Here is an 18,084-nt window from a genome sequence, read left to right on the forward strand (position 1 = left end):
CAGGAAATATCGCATTAGAAGAAGGCGTAGAAATGGTAATGCCAGGAGATAACGCAAAATTCATAATCGAATTAATCACTCCAATCGCAATCGAAGAAGGATTAAGATTTGCCATCAGAGAAGGCGGTAGAACAGTAGGAGCTGGCGTTGTTTCTAAAATTATAGAATAATTAAACCTTATTTAAGGTAGTAAATTTGACAAGCTGAGCATCCGTTTTTAATGGATGCTCTCATTTTTTAAAGGAGGATTTTATGAACGATTTAACAAAAATATTGTTTGACTATTTTAAGGATAACGATATAGACCCAAACAAAGTTGCAAATTTAATTGAAGATGCAAAGATCAATGTGCTTGATGAAATGTTCGGAGAAGAAGGAGAATGGGTGCTTAAAAAACTTGGCAGCGTTGAAAGCTTTGACAAGGAAAAAATCTTCCATTCAATAGCTCAAACATCCGATTCTGCTGGAGCAAAGATGAATACTTCTGATGTGAACATTATCGTTGAAGATGTGTTGAAGAAAATGAAATCCATCAAGAGAAACGTCTATCCAACAAAAGAAATCAGAGGATATGTCGAAGAAGCATTGAGAGAAGAAGGCTACAAAAAAGTATTAGAAGAATACCAAGATAATTAATGTGAAATGTGAGAGTGTAGATTATTCTACACTCTTTTTTGATAAAATTAAATATTAAAAAAATCTCAAATAGTGTATAATAATATTAAATATCAAAGGAGGAGTTTATGAACAAAACGAAAAACAAAAGCTTGTGGACACTTATCATTGGTGTGGTGTGTCTTGTCATTGCTTTTATATTGAAGGATTTTGAGTTTGGTTTCTTGGGGAATTTGAGACCGATAGGTTTTGTAACGATATATATTTGTCCGATTTTGGGAATAATTGGAATTGTGTTTTCTTTGATTGAAAAGAGCGTTGCGAGAGCTATTTTGAATTTTTTGTTGGTATTAGCTTTCCCAATAATAATGCTTTTGGGGCATTTATTTATTAAGTAATAAAAATCTAAAAATAATTAGTTAGAAATTTTAATATATTATGGTATCATAATAATATATTAAATTATCGGAGGAGAAAATGTTTATTAAAAATTTGAAAAAATTGACGGTAGCCGCATTGGCTGTTGTGTGTATGATTCCAGCTGGTGTGTCGAGCGCAAATGTTGAAAATGTGTCGAGAATTGCAGGAGAAGACAGGATTGCAACTTCTATTGAAATTTCAAAAGCGATGTTCAATGAATCGGATAATGTAGTGCTTGCTAGTGGATTTAACTTTGCGGATGCTTTGTCAGCGGGTCAACTTGCTGCGGCGTTAAATGCGCCACTTATTTTGTCAAATGATCAATTGGACAGTAGAACTAGCGATGAAATTGCTAAGTTAAAGCCAAAAAATGTGTACATTGTTGGCGGAGAAAATGCGTTGGGCTCAAATATTGAAGAATCTGTAAAATCCGTTGTTAATGATATTAACATTGAAAGACTTAAAGGAAACGACAGATACGAAACTTCAGTGAAGGTTATGGAAAAAACTAAAGAGTTTGTCGATGCAGAATATTTATTGATAGCAAGCGGCAAAAACTTCCCTGATGCTCTTAGTGCTACTAGTTTCATGGCTGATCACAAGGCTTTAATGGTTCTTAGCGATGGTAATTCTTATCCAAAATCCGATTTACAAGAAATCGCAATTGGTGGAGTTAACCAACTTCCTTTGAATGGTTTTACTGGTGAAAGAATTGCTGGAAATGACAGATACCAAACAGCGTTGGCTATAGCAAGACGTTCATTTGAAAATAATGAAAATGCTATATTGGCAAATTCAAAAGTTTTTGCAGATAGTTTGTCAGCAGTAAGCGTTGCGAAAAATTACAAAGCGCCTATTATTTTGACTGACAATGAAAATTTGACACAATCAACTAAGAGTTATTTAGAAAATATGAATTCTGTAACTATTATTGGTGGAGAAAAGTCTGTATCGAGCAATATATTTTCTAATCCTACTGCTGAAGAAGTAAATGAAATGAAAAGAATCGAAAATGAAAGAAAAGCTAGGGAAGAACAAGCTAGAAAGCAAAGGGAATTAGAACTTAAAAAGCAAGAACAAGCCAAAAAAGAAGCTTCTAAACCAACAAAACCTAACTACATTTACCAAGATGGATACGGCCCTGTAGGCGAAGGAAGAATTAAAGGAAATATGAATTCGATGATTTATCATCTTCCTGGACAAAGAGACTACAACAAGATTAAACCTAGTCATATAAGATATTTTAGAACAGAAAAAGAAGCTCGTGCTGCAGGTTTCAGAAGAGCTTTGAGATAATAGAGAGTGCTTCGTTATTAACGGAGCATTTTTTTATTGCAATAACAAATCTCATTTGGGTATATATATTGAAGGAAGTGATTGAATGAGAATTTTGTATGCGATTAAAAATATGGAGATTTGTATCAACAGTGTTGGTGCGAGAATTGAACATTTTAAAATAGAAGATGTGGATATGATTGACGATTTGAAAATCTGCATTCCAAATTACGGTGTGGACAAGACTTTTCGCTATCCAGAAGACGGACTTTTCGTAAATGAAGAATACGATGTTGTGAGCAAGTCTGAGGATATGTGCGTTCTAAGATGTGTGCGTGAGGGGATTGAAAGTTTTGTTGTGTACCAATTCACAAATGACAGTGTAGGCGTGAATGTAAATGTGATTAACGATTCTGATCGTACGATTAAGATGAATCCGGCAGTTGTGATTGACTGGAAAAATAATTTGGATAATCAAAATATTGTAAGTGAGATTTCTGGATACAAATTAGAATCTACAAGTGATTTTGTGGATGGAAATTGTTCGTATTATGTGTCAAATTTGAACAAGGATGCAGTTGGTTCGAAGTTTGCTTTGAAAAGCGGTGAGAAATGTTCTATTTCTGCTAAGATTAGGATAGTTTCGTGATTTATCGCCACACGTGGGATATAAATTTCTGTGATATTTTATGATATAATAATATGACAACGGAGGTGGGATTATTAATACGATTGATTATAGATCTTTAATGAGAATTTCATTAAAAGCTCTGATGATTTATGTTGTGAGCTTGTTTGTATTTCCATTTGGATTTATTGTGTTGCCTTCTTATTTTATTAAGTTAGGATTGGAAAAAGATAACAGGATGGCTCTGATATCTTTTGGTATATTTTTCGTGTTGAGTTTGCTTGTGTCAAGCCCTATGATTGCGATTCCTATCGGATTGTACATAATTTTGGTGTTTTATTCGATTTTGAATTTAATAAGTTCGGGATTTTCTGACACACAAGCTATAACGATTAGTTTTGTTGGGATATGTGCGTTCGTTGTGTTGACGAATTTGCTTTTGAAATTAAACGCGGACATGTCGATTGCAGATGTGATTAGCGTGAAGTTGAATGATTTCATGAAGGTTTTGAGTTCTGTGAAGATGGACGAAGAATTGATGAAGACTTTGACGGATTTGATGAATCAATCATCTAAGCTTATTGTAAGAGCTGTGTATGCAATTTTGGGAATTATCGCTTTTTACTCAAGTGTGTTGAATGTGTATATTCCACAAAAATCTAAGGAGCATCAATTTCACGATTTCAGAATAGATATGAAATTCACAAGCGCAATTGTTGGATTGGTGTTGATTTCGGGAATTGTTTATTTTGTGAACAGAGATTTGGGAAATTATTTGTTGTATAATTTGTCGATTTTCGGAATTTATTCATACTTATTGGGCGGGATTGCTTTGATGTTTTCTTATTTGAAATCTTTGTCGACGCCATTTAAGGTGTTGACTGTGGCGATTTCTGTTGCAATTCAACCGTTTATTTATATTTTGGCAGTCTTGGGAGCTTTGAACAGCTTCAAGGATTTGAGAAAGAAGGAAAGCAATGCAAGAGCTTAAATATTCACTGAAACATTTGATTGTGGAAGCAGTTTTGTTGGTGATACTTTCTACGATTTTATTTTATTTTCAAAATATCATAGGAACGTTGGCTTTTATCGCTTCGGCTTTTATGATTGTGGATCAATACACATACATCAACAAGAAGAACAAAAGGGTTGAGGACAAGATTATTAATCTTAACAACGAGTTTACAGATATTACTAAGAATGCTGTGTTCAAGGTTCCTTTTCCACTTTTGATTATCAACGATAAGAACAAAATCAGCTGGTTTAACACTTATTTTAAGGATTTGGCTGACGATGAGATTGAGATTTTTAACAATGAAATCGAAAAAATTCTGGATTTGAAGACTGTAAAAGACGACCAAGATCGCTTGGATTATTACGAAACGCAAGTTGACGGCAAGTATTACAGATTTTATCCAGTGACGATAAAAGACAGTGAAGACAAGGATTTGACTTTGCTTTACGGTATCGACAACACTGCTTTTATGGATGTTGTGACGCTTTTGGACGAAAAAAGACTGGGACTTGTCGATATTTTCATCGACAATTACGACGAAGCTCGTAACAGCATCAAAGAAGAGGAAAGAACGAGAGTGTTTTCTGATGTGGAAAATATTATGCAAGATTTTGCCAGAGAACACAACGCGTATATTAGAAAATACGAATCGGACAAATTCGTGATGATTGTCGAAAAGCACGAACTTGAAAATATTATGCAACAAAAATTTTCGGTGTTGGATATGATTAAGGATATCAAGAACACTAATAATGTTCCCGTTACTTTGAGTATTGGGGCGTCGATTATTGGCGATAATCCTTACGAAATTCACGAAAAATCCAGATCATGCTTGGATGTTGCATTAGGCCGTGGTGGTGACCAAGCGGTTGTCGACACGGGAGAATTGAAATATTTCGGCGGCAAGAACAAGGCTGTTGAAAAACGTAACAAGGTTAAGGCAAGGGTTGTGTCACATGCGTTGAAGAAGCTTATCGAACAAAGCTCGAATGTGTTTATTATGGGACACAAAAACCCAGACATGGACTCTATTGGGTCTTGTTTGGGAATGTTAGAAGCGTGCAAGATTAACCACAAGGAATGTTACATTATTTTGAATGAGGTTGGTCCTCAAATCGAAAATATTTACAATGCGGTTTTTGAAGAAAAACCAGATTACAAGAAATATTTTGTGAAGAATGCATTTGCGAAGGAAAATTGCAACAGCAATAGTTTGGTGATTATTTGCGACAATCACAGGAGAAATTCTGTTGAGTGTCAAGAAATTATGGATATTTCTAAAAATATCGTGGTTATCGATCACCACAGAAGGAGTTCCGATTATATCAAGGAAACTTCGTTGACTTATTTGGAACCTTACGCATCCAGTGCGTCTGAAATGGTGACAGAAGTGTTGTTCTATATGACAGAAAAACTAGAGATACCAAAGGTTGTGGCAGAGGCATTACTTGCAGGAATTACTGTGGATACGAAGAATTTCTTCTATCAAACAGGTGTTAGAACTTTTGAAGCGGCATCTATTTTGAAAAGACAAGGCGCTGACAGTGTCAAAGTTAAGAAACTTTTCAAGGATGATGAGAGAACTATCAAACTAAAATCAGATGTTATCGCTTCATCAAAAATGTACAAGAACAATATCGCCATCGGAAGATTGGAAGAAGAAGTGGACGAATCCATTTTGGTTGCGGCACAATCAGCAGATGATTTGCTCAACATTTTGGGAGTGGAAGCTTCGTTTGTGTTGGCGAAAATAAAGGATAAAATCCATGTTAGTGCGAGAAGTTTGGGCAAAATCTCCGTGCAATTGATTTTGGAAAAAGTCGGTGGCGGAGGTCACCTTACAAGTGCAGGTGCGCAACTAGAATGCAGCATGGATGAAGCAGAAGAAAAGATAAAACAAGCAATTGATGAATATATCAAGGAGGATACGGATGAAAGTTATATTGACTAGTGATGTAGATAAGTTGGGAAAAGCTGGCGAAATGGTTAATGCAAAGACTGGTTTTGCGAGAAATTTTCTACTACCAAATAAATTAGCTGTAGAAGCAACAAAAGAAAATATCAAAATTTGGGAAGAAAAACAAGCAGAACTAAGAGCGATTGAAAGGGAAAACATTAAAAACGCTAATGAATTAAAAGAAAAAATCGAAAATACAAAAGTTAAGATTATCGCCAAAACGGGTGAAGGCGACAGACTTTTCGGTTCAATCACTTCAATGGATATCGAAAAAGCATTGAAAGAGCAACACGGTTTGGATGTTGATAAGAAAAAAATTGAAATGAAAGACAACATCAAATCTTTGGGAACATTTAACGTTATAGTTAAGGTATACCCTGACATTAACGCTAACTTGGAAGTAATTGTAGACAAAGAATAATTTTAGAATACACGACAGAAAGGCGGTGAGGTAATGGAAAATCAACAAAATATTATGCCGTGCGATTTGGAAGCTGAGAGAAGTGTAATCGGTGCGATGATAATCGACGAGAGAGCTGTGGATGATGCGGCAGAAATTGTGGAGCCAGTGGATTTTTATTCTACGAAGTACCAAGAAATCTACAAGGCGATTTTGCAAGTAATTGACGAGAAAAAGCCTGTGGATTATATTACATTGGAAGATAAATTAAAATCCAATAATATGTACGAAATTATCGGCGGGATTGATGAGCTTATAAGCATTTCGGAAGCTGTAGGAAGTGCTGTGAATGTAAAATACTATGCAGATATTATCAAAAGCAAGGCGATTATCAGAAATTTGATGCGCGTGTCGCAAGATGTGATTGATATGTCCATTGCCAACAATTCCGTTGGCGAAGTTTTAGAATACGCTGAAAGCAATATTTTCAAAATCAGTCAGAACAGAAACCACCAAGATTTGGTTAAAATTCAAGAAATGTTGGAACCAACTCTTGCAAAGATTGGCGAAATGAGTATGAGCCAAGGACAATTAACTGGAGTTACAACTGGGTTGATTGACTTGGATAGACAACTTTCGGGGCTACAAAACTCAGATTTGATTTTACTTGCAGCGCGTCCTGCAATGGGTAAAACCTCACTTGCACTTAACATTGCATACAAGGCGAGTGTCAAACATCACGTTGCAATTTTTTCTCTTGAAATGAGCAAGATGCAATTGACTCAAAGATTATTGTCCGCACTTAGTAACATTAACTTGTCAGAACTTGTGTCTGGTAGAGTTACTGAGTGGACAAATTTGGGACAAGCAGCACAATTATTAGCAGAAACAAATATGCATGTCGATGATACTTCATCGATTTCATTGAATGAGCTTCGTTCTAAATGCAGAAAATTAAAAGCGCGTGGCGAATTGGATTTGGTGATTATAGATTATTTGCAACTTATGACGACAAACTCCAGAAGTGAGAACAGACAACAAGAAATCTCCACGATTTCAAGAGGACTCAAAGGATTGGCGAAGGAATTAAATTGCCCGATTCTAGCGTTGAGTCAGTTGTCACGTGCGCCTGACCAAAGACCGAACCACAGACCGGTCATGAGTGACCTTCGTGAATCTGGGGCGATCGAACAAGACGCGGATGTTGTGTTGATGTTGTATCGTGATGATTATTACGATCCTGAAACTGACAAGCCAAACATCGCAGAAATTATCGTCGCAAAACACAGAAACGGTCCAACGGGAACTGTGGATACTTTATTCGACAAGGAACACACGAAGTTTATGGATTTGGACAAACAAATGCCCGATGTAGGAGCGTTTGACAAATGATAACTACTGATAGGTTAACGTTAGAAGATTTTACATTGGACGATGCATTTGAAATCGAGCAATGGGGAAAACACACAGACGAACGACTAATCGATTACAACTTGTCCGATTTGGACGATTTTGAAATAAAAATGTGGTATCGCCAAAAAAGAGAAATGAAAACGCAAAAATATTTTGCGATTAGGGATAAATCCCGAAAATTGGTGGGATATGTGGGGCTGAAACAATACGACAAGTTCACGAAAACGGCGTTTTTGGGTATTGTTTTGGATCCAAATGAAATGGACAAATCATACGGCGAAGAATCCATAAAAGCTTTGATTAACATGGGATTTACAGTTTACGGGCTGGACAGGATTTTCTTAAATGTGAATAATTTCAACAAAAGAGCGATAAAATGTTACGAAAAATGTGGATTCAGGAAGTTTTGTAGTTACGAAGAAGTGTTCGAAAATCAAAGATTGGACACACATGATGAAGAATTCGATGAGTTTTTCATAGTCAAAGACGGGACAATTTTTTCGAAGAACACTACGATGGCGATTGATAATAAGAGGTGATTTTATGAAATATAGTGTAGAAAAATTTAAAATAGATTTGGGCGAAACACCTATTGAAAATATATTTTTGAATCAATATCTTCAAGTGGCCACAGGAAATCAACTAAAAGTGTATTTGTATGCCTACAAGCTTGCCAAGGATACCTCGGCGAATGTGGATATTTCAGACGAAGAAATCGCGAAGGCGTTGGATTTGACTGAAAGTGAAGTATCTGAGTGTTGGAATTTTTGGTTGGATGAGGGAATTATCAAACGATACACTGACGCACAAACGCAAACTAACCACACGGTTTTTTTGAGTTTGAGACAATTGTATCTTGGAATTACAAATCCTGAACCAGATGAATCTCAGAAGACTTACATTCCACAAAACAGTCAAGAAATCAAAGAAATGTTCAGAGACATCGAAGACATCAGAGATATGGAATTATCCAAATCAGAAATGGAAAGAATTTTGGAACACATTTCCACTTATCACCAAACACCCGAGTTGGTGGTTACGGCTTTTCATTATTGCACAACTAATCCGAATACGAAAAACAACACGAATTACGTTTTACAAGTTCTCAGAAATTGGAAGCTCGACGGTATCATGACGTTGGAACAATGGCAAGAAGAAAACAACAAAAAGCAACAAAGAAAAACCAAAAAGAGAACTTATTACAGACCGAAGACTAATGATATTGAAAACAAGGCTACAAATATTAACTCAAAATTTTTGAACGATTTTATCAAGAAATCAAAAGAGCAAAAGGATAAATAATAATGAGCTACGCAAAAGAAGCCAACAGAATATTGGAAGATTATAGAAATCAATCCAAAAAAGAATTGGACATGAGATTTGAGGAAGTTTTTCGAAATGTTCCAGAATACCAGGATTTGCTCCAACATAGAAATGAGCTTGGATACGAATATTTGAAAAAAAGCATCGGTGGCGACAAGGAAGAATTAAAAAACTTGGAATATGAAATCAAATCCATTGAAGAAAAAATGCACAAAATGCTCATACTAAGTGGATATCCGAGTGATTATTTGGAATTGAAGCATCACTGCGACAAGTGTGAGGATACTGGAGTTTACAACGGCAAAATGTGTTCTTGCAAGAAGACCATTATGGTCAACATTGCGCGTGATAAAAGCTCCCTTAACGAGCAAATGAAACAACAAAATTTCGAAAGATTTGATATAAACGTGTTTGACACGAAAAAAGACAGCTCACAAGGAATGTCCCAACGTGAAAACATGGAAGCAATCAGTGAGAATTTGAAATACTATTCCAAAAATTACACTAAAAATGCGAAGTCGCTATTGTTGTACGGACAAGTTGGAACTGGTAAAACATATTTGTTATCCTGCATGGCGAAAGAAATCATTGAAAACGGATATTCTGTGATTTATTTGTCCGCGATGCAATTGTTGAAGCAACTTTTTTCGATAAGATATCAGAATTTCAACGAAAAACCACAACCAGAAGTTGAGGATATTATCTACAACTGCGATGTGCTTATGATTGACGATTTGGGAACGGAAAATTCTACAGAAACCAACATCAGTTTATTGTTTGATCTGTTAAATTACAGAATTCAAAACCAAAAAACTACGATAATTTCGACAAATATCGACCTTGATGATTTGACAACACAATACGATCAGAGAATTTCATCCAGAATCAAGGGAGAATTTATACCGATACAATTTTTCGGCAGGGATATAAGAGAAGAGAGGTTCAAAAACGGACTATGATTTATGTAACAGCTGAACAAATGAGACAAATCGACCATTACACGATAAATGAAATCGGAATTCCATCGATTGTGTTGATGGAAAACGCCAAAGCACAAATCTCCAAACACGTTTTGGACAAAAAGTTTGCCAAAGCGTACGTGTTCGCATCTGTTGGAAATAACGGTGGAGATGGATTGGCAGTTGCAAGAGATATCTACAACGAAGACCGATTTGTGAAAGTGTATGTGATTGGGAAGATAGAAAAAGCGTCGACGGATTTTAAAATCAACTACGATATTTTGAAAAAATTGGACGTGGAGATAGAATTTGTAGACGAAAACACGAAATTCGACATCACAGAAAATGATTTGATAGTCGACAGCATTTTTGGAACGGGACTCAAAAGAGATATCGAAGGGATTTACAAAGATGTAATCGATATGATTAACGACACACAAGCATTTGTTGTGAGCGTGGACATGCCATCGGGACTGGATTCTGACGAAAATAAAATCCACAACGTGGCAGTAAAGGCTGACCTTCTGGTGACATTGCAATTACCGAAAAAGTCGTTACAAGACTATGAGGGAGAATATGTCGTGGAAAATATAGGTATACCAGAAAAATCAATTAAACATGTATTAAATAACGCTTCGTAAGAGGCGTTTTTTTAGTGGGGCAGGGGAAATAAAAGTTGCAAAACGCTTAATCGACTACGAAAATTGGTAAATTCTAATCTTGAAATCCTAAAATTTGAAGCATGCTTCGCTCAAGCGGTCAAATTTTGGCCGGATTTCTTCGATTGAATTTACTGCAATTTTCTCCGTATGATACGCTTATTTGCAAGCTTTTATTTGCTCATAAGTGAAAACACCTTACTAAGCTTTGCGCACTACATGTTTAATTGATAGAAAAAAAGAGGGAGATGTGTGTGGAATTTTACGAAATTTTCAACTCAAAATATGGTAGCAATAAAAAGTAGAAACCGATTTGGATAGGAATTTGTTATAACCAAAAACGTCGTAATAGAGCGAATCGTTCGGAAAAAATTGTTTTAAATTCAAGCGAAATAGAACGTAAAAATCGCGCTGTTTGAGCGTTAGCGAGTTCGCGATTTTAGTTTCATAAGCGTTGAATTTATCAATTTTTGTAGTCAGATGAGCGATTTACGAGTTTTTGAGGTTAATTTTTTTATATACAAACAAATCGGTTTCTACTTTTTTGCAACAAACTAATTTGCAATGAATTTTATTATTTGATAAAATTAGTGTTGCCTAGTTAAAGCTGAAATTTATTTCAGGACTTGTTTGAGAGCTCCAAGTATAAAAAAACAAGGCGTTATTTTTGAGTTCTCCTATATTTTATTAGGAGGTTTTTTTATTGAGAAAAACGAATACGAAATTGTTGACTACTATAGCGATTTGCATTGCAATCAACTGCCTTGGTGCTTTTATCGCTGTTAGTACGAAGGTTCCTTTGTTATTGGATCACATAGGATCTTTATTGGTGTGTATGTTATTTGGATGGAAATACGGTGTTGTGACTGCACTTTTATCGTCTGTTATGAACCAAATTCTTTTCGATCCATTTGCGCTTCCATTTGCACCTACGGGTATGCTTATGGTGTTTATGGTTGGTATTTTATACGAAAAAGGATATTTCAAGAAATTGCACACTATTCCTGCACTTTTATTGGCTGTGCTTCCAGGCGCTATTTTGGGTGCTATTATTCAAGGTTATATTTTTGGTGGGGTTACAAGCTCAGGAAGTGATGTTATTGTAAGATTTATGATTAACAAGGGAGTCAATCCAGCTGCGGCATCTTTTATCAACCAATATTTTATGGAATTTGTGGACAGACTTATTTCATTTACTGTTGTGATGACTGCTGTCAAGAGGATTAAGCTTGAATCGATACGCTAAGATTGAGGAAAAATTAAAACGCGAGATTGTGCTTTTGAAAGGCAGACCATGTTTTTGGGGCAAATGCACTTTTTGCGATTACATTGAAGACAATACGGTGGATATAGATGATGCTGTTCGTGAAAATCATGAGATTCTTCAAAATGTGACTGGTGAATTCGGTGTTTTGGAATGTATTAATTCGGGAAATGTGTTCGAACTTCAAGAACAGACGAAAATCGACATCAGAAATTTAATTCACGAAAAAAACATTCATACTTTGGTTTTCGAAGCGCATTATATTTTCAAGAATAGACTCCACGAAATCAGGGAATTTTTCGGATGCGAAGTTTTGTTTAAGACTGGAATTGAAACGTTCGATTACGATTTTAGAGAAAATGTCCTCAACAAAAATGCAAAATTTACTGATGTAAAAGAGGTGTCCGATTATTTTGATTCGGCGTGTTTAATGGTTGGAATCAAGGGTCAAACGAAGGAAATGATTGAGCGCGATATCGAGATTGGCCTTTCGAATTTCAAATGGATTACTATTAATATTTTCATCAATAATTCTACGCCGATTAAAAGAGATGATGAGCTTGTGAAGTGGTTTTTGGAAAATCACTACGATTTGAAAGACCATCCGAAGGTTGAAATGTTAGTTGAAAACACTGATTTGGGAGTTGGTTAAACTTCCGTCAGTGTTTTTTTGTTGGGTTTTAATATATAATAAGTTTAATAAGATTGGAGGGGTTATGAAGGACAAATTATTTAAAATCGTACTTGTGATTTTGAGTGTCGTATTTGTTGCATCTTGTTCGAAGAAAATGCCAGAAATGCCTGAAGAAAAAAAGGCGTATGTGGCAGATTATTTGAACGATGGGTTCAAGGGTGTGGACATTTCAAAAGACGGTAGGTTGGAAAAATCCGATGTCAAAAAAATCGCAGCAAATTTCAACAAGCCGTACGATTATAATGGCGAAGAGGTTGTAAATTCGTTGGATACATTTTTCTACGGGGAGAGCTTCGCATCACCACAAGATATTACGCTTAAAAATTTCGTGGCGAATTTTCCAAGCAAAGCGCTGGATCCAGAAAAGGATAAATCCCAAATAGATGAACTTAAAAAACAAAATCCAGATGCACTCAAACAAACAAGAGAAAACGCTAAGATTTTGAAAGTTGACAAGAATTTGGTGGATGCAGTTTTATTGAAATACGCAAATATTTCATCAGATGATGTCACAAACAAAGAAAATGTCGTGTATTCTAAGGATGACAATTCGTATTATGTAATGGAAAATGATGAAGAATGGGCGTTTGAGCCAGTGGTGTGCAAAGTCAATTCCAAGGAAATTATCTTGGAAGATGATATAAAATCAGAACTTAAACTGATACAAAAAGGTGGTAAGTTTTTTATAAAATCTTTTGAATTATCTCCTAATGCTTGTTGTGAATAAGAGATTATTGTGCTATAATGTAATAAAAGGTACTATACAAAGCAAAGGTAGGCAGTTATGATTACTTTAGCATTCGTAACATTGATAGTTATTTTATCAATAGTTTTCGCAGCTATTTTGGGAACTTTTGGTTTGATATTGGGATTAGGCGGCGCAATTGTAGGAATTTTGGTAGCGATTGGAGCTGTTGCCTACTCATTTTTGAAAGTTTTCATTAAAATAGCGTTAGCAGTGTTGGTAATTAGATTTATTTACAGAAGATTTTTCGCAAAAGAAGAAGTATAAAGGAAGTGGAGTATGGATAACAAATATTTAAAATACATTTTGTATATATTCTTGGCTATTTTGGCTTTGAATATTTTAATGGGAATTATGGGAATAACTGTTAGTATTTTGAAATTCTTGATGAAAGTATTCTTGGTTTTAGTTGTAATAGGATATGTGGCAAAATTTTTCCAAAATGCAGACAAAGATATTTAACTAATAACACTGAGCAAATCTTGTGAGATGAGCTTGGTGTTTTTTGTTAGCGAAAAAGTTTATTAATGGTGTTGCTAAGACTTAATAAAGCTTACAAATCTGATTAACATTTTGTACGTTTGTGTTTTTTTTTGAAAATTTATTGTATTCGTTAAATCATATTAGCGTTTTTGCTAAGAACATCATACGGAAAAAACAATCAGAAATTACAGCGAAGAGAACCGTCAAAAATCTCACTCGCGCCAAAGCGGAGCTTGCGCTTGAGATTTTAGGTTCACAAGCGATGAATTTCTTTGTTTTTGTAGTCAGATGTTCGTGCAAAATGCTAATATGAATATAAAAAACGTTGTAATTATGCTATACATTGACACAACAAGATTGTTTGTGGTAAAATATACATTAATATAGTTGAATATTGCAGTTGATGAAGAAATAGTAATTATTGGAGTAATTCAGAGAGCTTATGTGTGGTGAGAATAAGTTTATGAAAATAATGAATCTAACTTCTATGCGTTATTAGTTGAGAGAGCTTATGCTAATTAGGGTGGCAGTCGCGGAAACGTAATTTTCGTCCCTTGGTATGAGTTTTTTTATTGTTTTATAAGGAGAAAGTTATGTTAGATATTAAAAGAATTAGAAACAATCCAGAAGAAATCGTTGAAGCGCTTAAAAAAAGAAGAGGAGAATATCCTATTCAAAAACTTTTGGATACTGATGAAAAAAGACGTGAAGTTATTCAAAAAGTAGAATCAATGAAGGCGGAACAAAATAAGCTTTCTAAACAAGTTCCACAAATGAAGAAAAACGGAGAAGATACTACAGAACTTTTCAAAAACTTGAAGAAGTTGTCTGATGATATCAAATCTATGGATGATGATTTGAAAAACATCGACGAAGAAATCAGAGAATATTTGATGGAAATCCCAAACACTCCTAACAAAGATGTTCCGGTTGGTTTGGATGATACTGAAAACTTGGAAATGAGAAAATGGGGAGAACCTCGTAAATTTGATTTTGATATAAAAGCTCATTGGGATTTGGGTGTTGATTTGGATATTTTGGATTTCGAAAGAGCAACTAAGATTTCCAAATCAAGATTTAGTGTATTCAAAGGAAAAGGCGCACGACTTGAAAGAGCTTTGATGAATTTCATGGTTGATCTTCACACTGACAAGCAAGGTTACACTGAAATGAATACACCAGTGTTGATGAGTCCAAGTGCGATGATGGGTACAGGTCAAATTCCAAAATTCAAAGAAGATATGTTTTATTGCGAAAAAGACGATATGTATCTTGCTCCTACAGCAGAAGTTCCAGTAACTAATTTATTGGGAGGAGAAATTTTGGAACAAGGAAGCTTGCCAATTTACTACACGGCATTTACTCAATGTTTTAGAAGAGAAGCTGGAAGTGCTGGACGTGACACAAGAGGCTTGATTAGAAATCACCAATTTGAAAAAGTTGAAATGGTAAAATTCGTTGAACCAGCTACAAGTTATGACGAATTAGAAAAACTTACAAATAACGCAGAAGAAATCTTGCAATTATTGGAAATTCCATACAGAGTTGTTAGACTTTGTTCTGGGGATTTGGGATTCTCATCAGCAATGACTTACGACATTGAAGTGTGGATGCCAAGTTATAATAGATACGTTGAAATATCAAGTTGTTCTAACTTTGAAGATTTCCAAGCAAGACGTGCAAATATTAGATATCGTGACGAAAATAATAAGCCACAATACGTTCACACATTAAACGGTTCAGGACTTGCTATTGGACGTTGCTTTGCAGCTGTAATCGAAAACTATCAACAAGCTGACGGAAGTATAAAAATTCCTGAAGTGCTACAAAAATACACAGGATTTGATATAATAGACTAGTAAACTAAAATTAAGATAGGAAAAGAAATGAAGGCTTATATAATCGCTAGAGGATATCCGACGGATAAATACAAAATGAACGGAATATTTGAATTGGATCAGGCAATTGCACTAGCCAAAAAAGGCGTTGAAGTTGTGTTGATTGCACTTGATTTCAGATCACTTAGACGTTTTCGCAAATATAAAAGTGAATATTTTATAAAAGACAATGTCAAAGTGTATTCCTTTCATTTTCCGATTGGAAGATATATCTTCAAAAGCCTTTATGACTTTTCTTATTTGGTACTTAGACATTTCTACAAAAAAGTGGAGCAAATCGAAGGAAGACCGGATGTAATTCACACTTATTTTACAGACCAGGGATATTATACATCCAAACTTGCAAAAGAGTTGAACATTCCATTCGTACTTACAGAATGCAATTCCGTTGTAAACCAAGATACTATCAAACCTTCTTATAGGAAAATCGCCGAAGAAACATACGACAGAACTGACGGACTTATAACTGTAAGCCCCAAATTCAAAGAGAAAATCAAAGAAGAATTTGGAAAAGATTCTACAGAAATTGCGATTATTCCAAACCTTACGATTTTCAAAAACAACGAGAATTTCAAACGAGGAGAAATCTTCAACATCGTATCCACTGGAAATGTAATAACGACAAAAGGTCCGAAAGAATTAATCGAAGCTTTTAACATAGCTTTTTCAGAAGATAAACATGTGAAGCTTACGATTTACGGGGACGGATTTTTGAGAAAACCGTTACTTAAAATGGTCGAAGAGTTGAATTTGACAGACCAAGTATTTCTTCCTGGACTTACTAAAAGAGAAAAAATCGTTGAAGGCTACAATAATGCGGATATGTTTTGTTTGTATTCGTATTCAGAAACTTTTGGGTTGGCGTATTTGGAGGCATTGTCCGCAGGTCTTCCTGTGGTCGCAAGTAAATGCGGTGGGCCAGAACATTTAATAAATGAAGAAAATGGAATATTGGTTGATAGATTTAACGTTGAGAAGTTAGCCGAAGCGTTAAGATATATGCACGACAATATTGAAAAATACGACAGAGAGAAAATATCACACGATATCAAAAAAGTATATTCCGAAGAAAATATTACAGATGATGTAATAAAAGTGTACGAAGAAGTTATATCGAAAAGATGAGGTGAGAAATGAAGAGTATTAAAAAAATAATACCCTTAATGTTAATACTTGCTATTGTATTTCAACCTGCATTATCTAAAGCGGACTCGAAGTTGGGATTTGAAGACAAAGTAAACTCGTATTACACAATTGAACAGGATTATTCCCAAGAGTTGTTGAATTACAACGAAAACAAGCCTTTTGCTATAGCATCCTTAACTAAAATAATGACTTATGTTTTGGTTATGGAAGACATCAACGCAAACAAATACAAACTCGACGATAAAATCAAAATCCAAACACAATACAATAAGCCTGAAGCGAGTACTATACAACTTAAAAAAGGCGAAGAATTAACTGTAAATGATTTGATAAGAGGAATGATGATAGTCAGTGGGAATGATGCCGCAGACGAATTAGCTGTGAAATCAGAAGGATCTGTGGGGAAATTTGTCGAAAGAATGAACAAAAAAGCAGCCGAATTGGAATTGAAATCTGCGAAGTTTTATTCTGCATCAGGTTATCCTGAAAACGACAAGGAAAATATGATGAGCGCAAAAGATTTGGCGAAATTAACCACATATACAATCAACAATTACCCACAAGTTTTAAATTACACAAAGACACAAAAACTTAGTATGCCGACTAGAAAATACGAAGGCGTGACTACAGTTCCATTTTTAGGCAAAATCGAAGGTGTCGACGGATTTAAAACAGGAACAACAGAAAAAGCTGGATACTGTTTGATAACTACGATGAGCTTGAAACCAGACAAACCCAACAACAAAATAGTATCTGTTTTGATGGGAGCTCCCACAAAATATGATAGAAATACTTACCAAAAAATAATACTGGAATACGTCAGAAATTCATTTGAACCAATGAATATATTAAACAGCGAAAAGCCAATCGAAACGAAATCAGTCAACAGCGTTGTGGACAAAAACGTTGAGATTTATCCGACAGAAGACGTATCCATTTTGTATAATACAAAAACTGGTCTGCAACAAAAAGTCGACATCAAAAAAGATTTGAAAGCTCCTTTGAAAAAAGGACAAATCGTAGGGAAAGTTGTAATCGACACTGGAAAAGGTGACAAAAGAGAAGTAAGTCTCGTTGTCAAAAAACCTTACGAAAAAGCAGATACATTAACTAGAATAAAAAGAAGTGCCAAATACACTTACGAATTGTTAGAAGCACTTCTTGCATCATAAGCCGATTTGATTCGGTTT

At 35.1% G+C, this 18,084-nt stretch carries 20 protein-coding genes and 1 pseudogene; all 21 read left to right on the forward strand.

The features are described 5' to 3' along the window. Window positions 1-170 (forward strand): annotated as a pseudogene (gene tuf / locus B9N53_RS00140) (elongation factor Tu); the annotation flags it as partial. 82 nt (window positions 171-252) lie between these two features. After that, window positions 253-636 carry an ATP cone domain-containing protein gene (locus B9N53_RS00145; RefSeq protein WP_094203181.1) on the forward strand — a complete coding sequence of 128 codons (384 nt, stop codon included), beginning with the start codon at window positions 253-255 and terminating at the stop codon, window positions 634-636. 107 nt (window positions 637-743) lie between these two features. Continuing rightward, window positions 744-1,013: a hypothetical protein gene (locus tag B9N53_RS00150; RefSeq protein ID WP_094203182.1), complete on the forward strand. Its 270-nt coding sequence runs from the start codon at window positions 744-746 to the stop codon at window positions 1,011-1,013. 79 nt (window positions 1,014-1,092) lie between these two features. Continuing rightward, window positions 1,093-2,331, forward strand: a complete 1,239-nt coding sequence (locus B9N53_RS00155) for a cell wall-binding repeat-containing protein (RefSeq protein ID WP_094203183.1) — start codon at window positions 1,093-1,095, stop codon at window positions 2,329-2,331. Between the two features lie 85 nt (window positions 2,332-2,416). Beyond that, complete coding sequence (locus tag B9N53_RS00160) at window positions 2,417-2,959, forward strand: hypothetical protein (protein WP_094203184.1); 543 nt, start codon at window positions 2,417-2,419, stop codon at window positions 2,957-2,959. Window positions 2,960-3,059: 100 nt separating this feature from the next. Further along, window positions 3,060-3,929, forward strand: a complete 870-nt coding sequence (locus B9N53_RS00165) for a DUF2232 domain-containing protein (protein ID WP_094203185.1) — start codon at window positions 3,060-3,062, stop codon at window positions 3,927-3,929. Then, the gene (locus tag B9N53_RS00170; RefSeq protein ID WP_094203186.1) at window positions 3,916-5,904 is read left to right on the forward strand and encodes a DHH family phosphoesterase; all 1,989 of its coding nucleotides are present in this window, start codon (window positions 3,916-3,918) and stop codon (window positions 5,902-5,904) included. Before B9N53_RS00165 ends, B9N53_RS00170 begins: the two co-directional genes overlap by 14 nt. Further along, window positions 5,885-6,331 (forward strand): 50S ribosomal protein L9, encoded by a 447-nt coding sequence (rplI, locus tag B9N53_RS00175; protein WP_094203187.1) that lies wholly within the window; start codon window positions 5,885-5,887, stop codon window positions 6,329-6,331. Before B9N53_RS00170 ends, rplI begins: the two co-directional genes overlap by 20 nt. 33 nt (window positions 6,332-6,364) lie before the next feature. Next, window positions 6,365-7,702 carry a replicative DNA helicase gene (gene dnaB, locus B9N53_RS00180; RefSeq protein WP_094203188.1) on the forward strand — a complete coding sequence of 446 codons (1,338 nt, stop codon included), beginning with the start codon at window positions 6,365-6,367 and terminating at the stop codon, window positions 7,700-7,702. Beyond that, entirely contained in the window at window positions 7,699-8,262 is a 564-nt protein-coding gene (locus tag B9N53_RS00185; protein WP_094203189.1) for a GNAT family N-acetyltransferase, read from the forward strand. The genes dnaB and B9N53_RS00185 overlap by 4 nt, the downstream gene beginning before the upstream one ends. Before the next feature lie 4 nt (window positions 8,263-8,266). Beyond that, window positions 8,267-9,025, forward strand: a complete 759-nt coding sequence (locus B9N53_RS00190) for a DnaD domain protein (RefSeq protein ID WP_094203190.1) — start codon at window positions 8,267-8,269, stop codon at window positions 9,023-9,025. A gap of 2 nt (window positions 9,026-9,027) precedes the next feature. Then, window positions 9,028-10,005, forward strand: a complete 978-nt coding sequence (locus B9N53_RS00195; RefSeq protein ID WP_094203191.1) for an ATP-binding protein — start codon at window positions 9,028-9,030, stop codon at window positions 10,003-10,005. Continuing rightward, window positions 10,002-10,646, forward strand: coding sequence for an NAD(P)H-hydrate epimerase (locus B9N53_RS00200; protein ID WP_094203192.1), 645 nt, complete (start codon window positions 10,002-10,004; stop codon window positions 10,644-10,646). The genes B9N53_RS00195 and B9N53_RS00200 overlap by 4 nt, the downstream gene beginning before the upstream one ends. A 721-nt stretch (window positions 10,647-11,367) precedes the next feature. Then, window positions 11,368-11,910 (forward strand): ECF transporter S component, encoded by a 543-nt coding sequence (locus tag B9N53_RS00205; RefSeq protein WP_094203193.1) that lies wholly within the window; start codon window positions 11,368-11,370, stop codon window positions 11,908-11,910. Beyond that, window positions 11,894-12,580 (forward strand): radical SAM protein, encoded by a 687-nt coding sequence (locus tag B9N53_RS00210; RefSeq protein ID WP_094203194.1) that lies wholly within the window; start codon window positions 11,894-11,896, stop codon window positions 12,578-12,580. Before B9N53_RS00205 ends, B9N53_RS00210 begins: the two co-directional genes overlap by 17 nt. A 64-nt stretch (window positions 12,581-12,644) precedes the next feature. Then, window positions 12,645-13,349, forward strand: coding sequence for a hypothetical protein (locus B9N53_RS00215; protein ID WP_094203195.1), 705 nt, complete (start codon window positions 12,645-12,647; stop codon window positions 13,347-13,349). A 57-nt stretch (window positions 13,350-13,406) separates the two neighbouring features. Then, window positions 13,407-13,634, forward strand: a complete 228-nt coding sequence (locus B9N53_RS00220) for a hypothetical protein (RefSeq protein ID WP_094203196.1) — start codon at window positions 13,407-13,409, stop codon at window positions 13,632-13,634. A 12-nt stretch (window positions 13,635-13,646) separates the two neighbouring features. Next, window positions 13,647-13,829: a hypothetical protein gene (locus B9N53_RS00225; RefSeq protein ID WP_094203197.1), complete on the forward strand. Its 183-nt coding sequence runs from the start codon at window positions 13,647-13,649 to the stop codon at window positions 13,827-13,829. Between the two features lie 614 nt (window positions 13,830-14,443). Beyond that, complete coding sequence (gene serS / locus B9N53_RS00230; RefSeq protein WP_094203198.1) at window positions 14,444-15,709, forward strand: serine--tRNA ligase; 1,266 nt, start codon at window positions 14,444-14,446, stop codon at window positions 15,707-15,709. A gap of 27 nt (window positions 15,710-15,736) precedes the next feature. Then, a complete protein-coding gene (locus B9N53_RS00235; protein ID WP_094203199.1) occupies window positions 15,737-16,873 on the forward strand; it encodes a glycosyltransferase in 1,137 nt (378 codons plus the stop codon). An 8-nt stretch (window positions 16,874-16,881) separates the two neighbouring features. Then, on the forward strand, window positions 16,882-18,066 hold the full coding sequence (locus B9N53_RS00240; protein WP_094203200.1) for a D-alanyl-D-alanine carboxypeptidase family protein: 1,185 nt from the start codon (window positions 16,882-16,884) through the stop codon (window positions 18,064-18,066). Window positions 18,067-18,084 lie beyond the last annotated feature (18 nt).

Source organism: Finegoldia magna (assembly GCF_002243175.1).
Taxonomy (GTDB): Bacteria; Bacillota; Clostridia; order Tissierellales; family Peptoniphilaceae; genus Finegoldia; species Finegoldia magna_J.

Bases quoted from the DNA above. Each gene is read 5' to 3' on its own strand.
- B9N53_RS00145 (WP_094203181.1), top strand. From the start codon at position 253: ATGAACGATTTAACAAAAATATTGTTTGACTATTTTAAGGATAACGAT.
- B9N53_RS00150 (WP_094203182.1), top strand. From the start codon at position 744: ATGAACAAAACGAAAAACAAAAGCTTGTGGACACTTATCATTGGTGTG.
- B9N53_RS00155 (WP_094203183.1), top strand. From the start codon at position 1,093: ATGTTTATTAAAAATTTGAAAAAATTGACGGTAGCCGCATTGGCTGTT.
- B9N53_RS00160 (WP_094203184.1), top strand. From the start codon at position 2,417: ATGAGAATTTTGTATGCGATTAAAAATATGGAGATTTGTATCAACAGT.
- B9N53_RS00165 (WP_094203185.1), top strand. From the start codon at position 3,060: ATGAGAATTTCATTAAAAGCTCTGATGATTTATGTTGTGAGCTTGTTT.
- B9N53_RS00170 (WP_094203186.1), top strand. From the start codon at position 3,916: ATGCAAGAGCTTAAATATTCACTGAAACATTTGATTGTGGAAGCAGTT.
- rplI (WP_094203187.1), top strand. From the start codon at position 5,885: ATGAAAGTTATATTGACTAGTGATGTAGATAAGTTGGGAAAAGCTGGC.
- dnaB (WP_094203188.1), top strand. From the start codon at position 6,365: ATGGAAAATCAACAAAATATTATGCCGTGCGATTTGGAAGCTGAGAGA.
- B9N53_RS00185 (WP_094203189.1), top strand. From the start codon at position 7,699: ATGATAACTACTGATAGGTTAACGTTAGAAGATTTTACATTGGACGAT.
- B9N53_RS00190 (WP_094203190.1), top strand. From the start codon at position 8,267: ATGAAATATAGTGTAGAAAAATTTAAAATAGATTTGGGCGAAACACCT.
- B9N53_RS00195 (WP_094203191.1), top strand. From the start codon at position 9,028: ATGAGCTACGCAAAAGAAGCCAACAGAATATTGGAAGATTATAGAAAT.
- B9N53_RS00200 (WP_094203192.1), top strand. From the start codon at position 10,002: ATGATTTATGTAACAGCTGAACAAATGAGACAAATCGACCATTACACG.
- B9N53_RS00215 (WP_094203195.1), top strand. From the start codon at position 12,645: ATGAAGGACAAATTATTTAAAATCGTACTTGTGATTTTGAGTGTCGTA.
- B9N53_RS00220 (WP_094203196.1), top strand. From the start codon at position 13,407: ATGATTACTTTAGCATTCGTAACATTGATAGTTATTTTATCAATAGTT.
- B9N53_RS00225 (WP_094203197.1), top strand. From the start codon at position 13,647: ATGGATAACAAATATTTAAAATACATTTTGTATATATTCTTGGCTATT.
- serS (WP_094203198.1), top strand. From the start codon at position 14,444: ATGTTAGATATTAAAAGAATTAGAAACAATCCAGAAGAAATCGTTGAA.
- B9N53_RS00235 (WP_094203199.1), top strand. From the start codon at position 15,737: ATGAAGGCTTATATAATCGCTAGAGGATATCCGACGGATAAATACAAA.
- B9N53_RS00240 (WP_094203200.1), top strand. From the start codon at position 16,882: ATGAAGAGTATTAAAAAAATAATACCCTTAATGTTAATACTTGCTATT.